The sequence below is a fragment of the Mesorhizobium sp. M0898 genome (genome assembly GCF_040319695.1).
Classification (GTDB): domain Bacteria; phylum Pseudomonadota; class Alphaproteobacteria; order Rhizobiales; family Rhizobiaceae; genus Mesorhizobium.
In genome coordinates, this window is the sequence record NZ_JAMYOE010000104.1 from 1 (window position 1) to 3986 (window position 3986).

Below are 3986 nucleotides of genomic sequence, written 5' to 3' on the forward strand. Positions count from 1 at the left end.
ACGGACGGCTCCCTTGTTTGAGATCTCAACGAACTCATTCTGGCACATCCGATGCCGTCGGGCGCCGTCCACCCCATCATGCCGTTACCTTGCGGCAGTGCTCCAGCAGACCAGAACCAAACGCTGCCACCCGGTCCTGCGAAAAAGCTCGAAGCACTCTGGGACTGGTCGTCTCGATCAATTCGGTCTTCCATTGGCGGAGCCAGCGCTTCCGCAGCTTCTGGCTCGCGGTCATGGTGGAAGGGCGACGAGCGCAATGGCGGATACAAGCGCCGTTCTGAGCCGCTGCATTCTTCGGCTGATGTCACGGCGTGGATCCCAGGGTCTGCGCGACGTCGCTTCGTTCCTGCTCCGCCCTGGGATGACGAAGGTGTGGTGTCATATGCTAATCGCCAGCGTTGGAGATTGGCGGATGTAGCTGGTCGGCAGCGAACGTTTGCAGTTGCGACACTCCCAGGCGTTAATCCCAACGTTCTCAGATCGTCTGCTTTTTCCCATCTTTTGTCGGCATGAGGTCGACGCCGTTGACCTTGCCGATATGCGTGGCCAGCATCGGCACGTACTGATCGGCGGGGCCGGTGGCAAAGGCGCCGGCGAAGGCGTTCTTGGTGGCGTTGCCGAGCGGGTTGGCGATGCCGGCAGCACCCGCCATCGATTCGAGATAGGTGAGATCCTTGAAGGCGTTGGCGATGGTGAATTTGTGCGCGTCGCGGTCGCCTTCCAGCGTCCAGCGCATGAAGGTCTGATAGAAACCGCAATCCATGCGACCGTTGCGGATGACGCTGTCGAAGCGCGGCGGCGAGATGCCGACCTTCTGCGCCAGCGCCAGCGCCTCGGAATAGATCGCGGCGTAGCCGAGCGAGATGAAATTGTTGAGCAGCTTCATGCGGTGGCCATCGCCGGTGTCGCCGATGTGGACGATGCGTCCGGCCCAGGTTTCGAGCACCGGCTTCAGCCGGGCAAAGACCGCATCGGGCGCGCCGACCATGGCGTCGAGCGTGCCTTCCCAAGCCTCCTTCGGGGTGCGGCTGAGCGGGGCATCGACATAATCGACGCCGAGCCCCTTGAGTTCGGCGGCCAGCGCCACCGTCGAAACGGGATCAGAGGTCGAGCAGTCGACGACAACCGATCCCTGCTTCAGGCCTTCCTTGAGGCCGCCTGGGCCGCGGATGATGGCTTCGACCTCGCGCGAGCCGGTGACGCAGATGAAGACGATATCGGATGCCGCCGCGACATCGCGCGAGGTCGCCGCTTCCCTGGCGCCGCGGCCGAGCAGGTCTTCCGCCGGCGTGCGGTTCTTGCGGCCGAGAAACGTCAGCGGATAACCCTTGTCGACGATGTTCTTCGCGATCCCGTGCCCCATCAGGCCAAGCCCGATGAAGCCGATCTTTTCGCTCGCGGCAGTCGTGTTCATGTCGTTTCGTCCTATTTGCAGTGATGGATGACGGCGCTGCACATTGCCGGCGAATTGTTGAAGCGGGTTTTTGCCGCATGCCATGGCAGGCGATTGCAGAGTTCGATATTGTCTGACAATACACATGAATTCCAGGGAGAGCAAAATGACGAAGCGGATCATGTTCACCGGCGGCAGCGGCAAGGCCGGGCGCCACGTCGTGCAGTATCTGGTCGAGCGGGGCTGCCAGGTGCTCAACATCGACACCAAGCCGCTCGACAATCCCAAGGTGCGCACGCTGATCACCGACATCACCGACAGCGGGCAGGTGTTCAATGCGCTGTCGAGCTATATCGGCCTGCATGAATTCGACCCGTCGCTGCGCTCGCAGCCGGTGGATGCCGTGGTGCATTTCGCGGCGATCCCGCGGATCATGATCACGCCCGACAATGAGGTGTTCCGCATCAACGCGCTCGGCACCTACAACGTCATCGAGGCCGCGGTGAAGCTCGGCATCCGCAAGGTGGTGATCGCTTCCAGTGAGACGACCTACGGGCTGGTATTCGCCAACGAGCCGCGCAACCCGACGCATTTCCCGCTCGACGAGGCGTACGACGTCGATCCGATGGACAGCTACGCCCTGTCCAAGGTCGTCAACGAGAAGACGGCGCGCGCCTTTGCGCTGCGCAGCGGCTTCGACATTTATGCCTTGCGCATCGGCAACGTCATCGAGCCGCATGAATATTCGCTGTTTCCGAAATGGTTCGCCGATCCAGGTTTCCGCAAGCGCATCGCCTGGAGCTATATCGACGCGCGCGATCTCGGCCAGATCACGCTGCGCGCCATCGAAAAGGACGGGCTCGGCTATCAGGTGTTCAACGCGGCCAACGACGACACCTCGTCCGATCTGCCGACAGCCGAACTCCTGAAGCGGTTTTATCCCGATGTGCCGGTCAAGGGGGAACTTGGCGAATACGAGACGCTGCTCTCCAACCGCAAGGCACGGGATATGCTCGGCTTTCGGCCGGAGCACAGCTGGCGGAAATACGTCAAGACGACCTGACGGAGGCAGCTGACGCGGAACCGGCACTGGGCCAGCCCCGAATTGCTGGTCATGAGGCCAGGCTCACGTGTTTGCCGCGCGCGGCAAACTCGAGCTACTTGTCTTTCCAGAATTCGGCCTGGAGTTGCGCCGCTTCATCGGCAAGCAGCGGGCCGACGACTTCAGTCGGACGCTGCCCGGCTTCGAAGACGATCCTGCAGGGCAGGTCGAGTGTGGGATTCTCGACATGTGCACCCGTTACCCGCTTGAGGTCATGTTCGCTCTGCCCAAAGACGACCCGTCCGATGCCCGCCCAATAGATTGTGCCGGAGCACATCGCGCAAGGTTCGGCCGACGTGTAGAGGGTGCAGGAGGCCAGCTTTTCGAGATTGACATTCATCCCCGCCCATGAGGCCAGCAGCCTTTCGGCATGAGCGGTGCGGTCGCCGCCGCCGGCTTTGTAACCGTTGGGCTGCTCGCGCAACACATTGCCGTCCTTGTCGGCGAGCAGCGAACCAAAGGGATGGTCGCCAGCATCGCGGGCCTTGCGCGCGACTTCGAACGCCTGACGGAGCAGCCGCTCATCATAAGGGCGTTGTGGCATCGGCAGACCCTCCGTCAGCTGCAGCGGGGTCTTTGCCGTCGTCAATCACTTCGTCGGCTTCCTCGCCTGTCGCAATGCGCATGACATGGACTGCGTTGCCGATCACATCGGCGGGGCGCTTCTGGCCTCTAGGACCGGTTGGCATAGGCTGGCTTCCCAAGTGTCCGGGCATCATTCATGCAGTCGGCCTTTATAGCCTCATAGTCCGGGCCCTGCCGTTCAACCGAGCGTCCGTCATAATGGCGACCGCTAAATCGGTACATGCCAGCTGAGATCTCGCCAGAGGTAAACGTCCAACCTTCCAATGCGTCTTGATTGTGATCGCTCACGATTGCTCCCATGCTTTCCGGTAAGCATACAGGAGCTCAGCCCGATATGGGAAATGCAGATTGCATTCCGTCAAATTTCAAACTGAGACACTACCGGCCGCTGGCGTCACTGGCAAGCTTTGGGAAATCAGTGATATCGTTGCGCTGATCCAAGCCAAAGAGGCAGAGAAGCCTATGGTTCGCGGCCAAAAAGCAGGGAGTGAGGACATTTGAAGTACGAGTGGGCGAACAATCCTCACTTGTTCATTCCAATAACAGCATGTGTCGTTGTCTTGGCCCTGAGTTTCGCAGCCATGTTCGTCGCACTCCTAAGCATAATTCTGCGCACCGATTTCTATGGGTCAATCGATGAGCAGAACCTTCCATGGGGCGAACGACTGGGGAAGCGAGACGCAAGGCTTCGTGCTGGATTTTGGTCAGCGCGCTTCCTGATACCGCGCCGGGTGATTGCATATGGTGCTGTTGTGTTCTTCTGCAGCTTCGGTGCGGTTGAGCTTATTTTAACCGTCTTCGGCCATCCGTCTTGATCGAATTTTCAAACATGGGGTAATCGCGGAGCGAGTCGCCCTGAAGCCGGAAACGGTCACATATTGAAGAGCGGGTGGTTGTTCCCCGATA

At 60.3% G+C, this 3986-nt stretch carries 5 protein-coding genes; 2 read left to right on the forward strand and 3 right to left on the reverse strand.

The annotated features are described in order from the left end of the window. The coding region (locus NKH90_RS34245; protein WP_352823711.1) for a hypothetical protein at nt 1-308 on the reverse strand (308 nt) is incomplete at its 3' end. A gap of 167 nt (nt 309-475) precedes the next feature. Beyond that, entirely contained in the window at nt 476-1414 is a 939-nt protein-coding gene (locus NKH90_RS34250) for an NAD(P)-dependent oxidoreductase (protein WP_352542925.1), read from the reverse strand. A 145-nt stretch (nt 1415-1559) separates the two neighbouring features. Between NKH90_RS34250 and NKH90_RS34255 the strand changes: the two genes are divergently transcribed. Beyond that, entirely contained in the window at nt 1560-2456 is an 897-nt protein-coding gene (locus tag NKH90_RS34255; RefSeq protein ID WP_352823713.1) for an NAD-dependent epimerase/dehydratase family protein, read from the forward strand. 94 nt (nt 2457-2550) lie between these two features. On the opposite strand, the gene NKH90_RS34260 is transcribed toward NKH90_RS34255, so the two are convergent. After that, nucleotides 2551-3039, reverse strand: coding sequence for a nucleoside deaminase (locus tag NKH90_RS34260; protein ID WP_352683607.1), 489 nt, complete (start codon nt 3037-3039; stop codon nt 2551-2553). Between the two features lie 389 nt (nt 3040-3428). Here NKH90_RS34260 and NKH90_RS34265 point away from each other — a divergent pair, with 389 nt between their 5' ends. Next, nucleotides 3429-3581, forward strand: a complete 153-nt coding sequence (locus tag NKH90_RS34265; protein ID WP_352708113.1) for a hypothetical protein — start codon at nt 3429-3431, stop codon at nt 3579-3581. The last annotated feature ends 405 nt before the right edge of the window (nt 3582-3986 follow it).

What these genes read in the sequence shown, in the direction of transcription:
- NKH90_RS34255 (WP_352823713.1), top strand. Translation starts at nt 1,560, where the DNA reads ATGACGAAGCGGATCATGTTCACCGGCGGCAGCGGCAAGGCCGGGCGC.
- NKH90_RS34250 (WP_352542925.1), bottom strand. Translation starts at nt 1,414, where the DNA reads ATGAACACGACTGCCGCGAGCGAAAAGATCGGCTTCATCGGGCTTGGC.
- NKH90_RS34260 (WP_352683607.1), bottom strand. Translation starts at nt 3,039, where the DNA reads ATGCCACAACGCCCTTATGATGAGCGGCTGCTCCGTCAGGCGTTCGAA.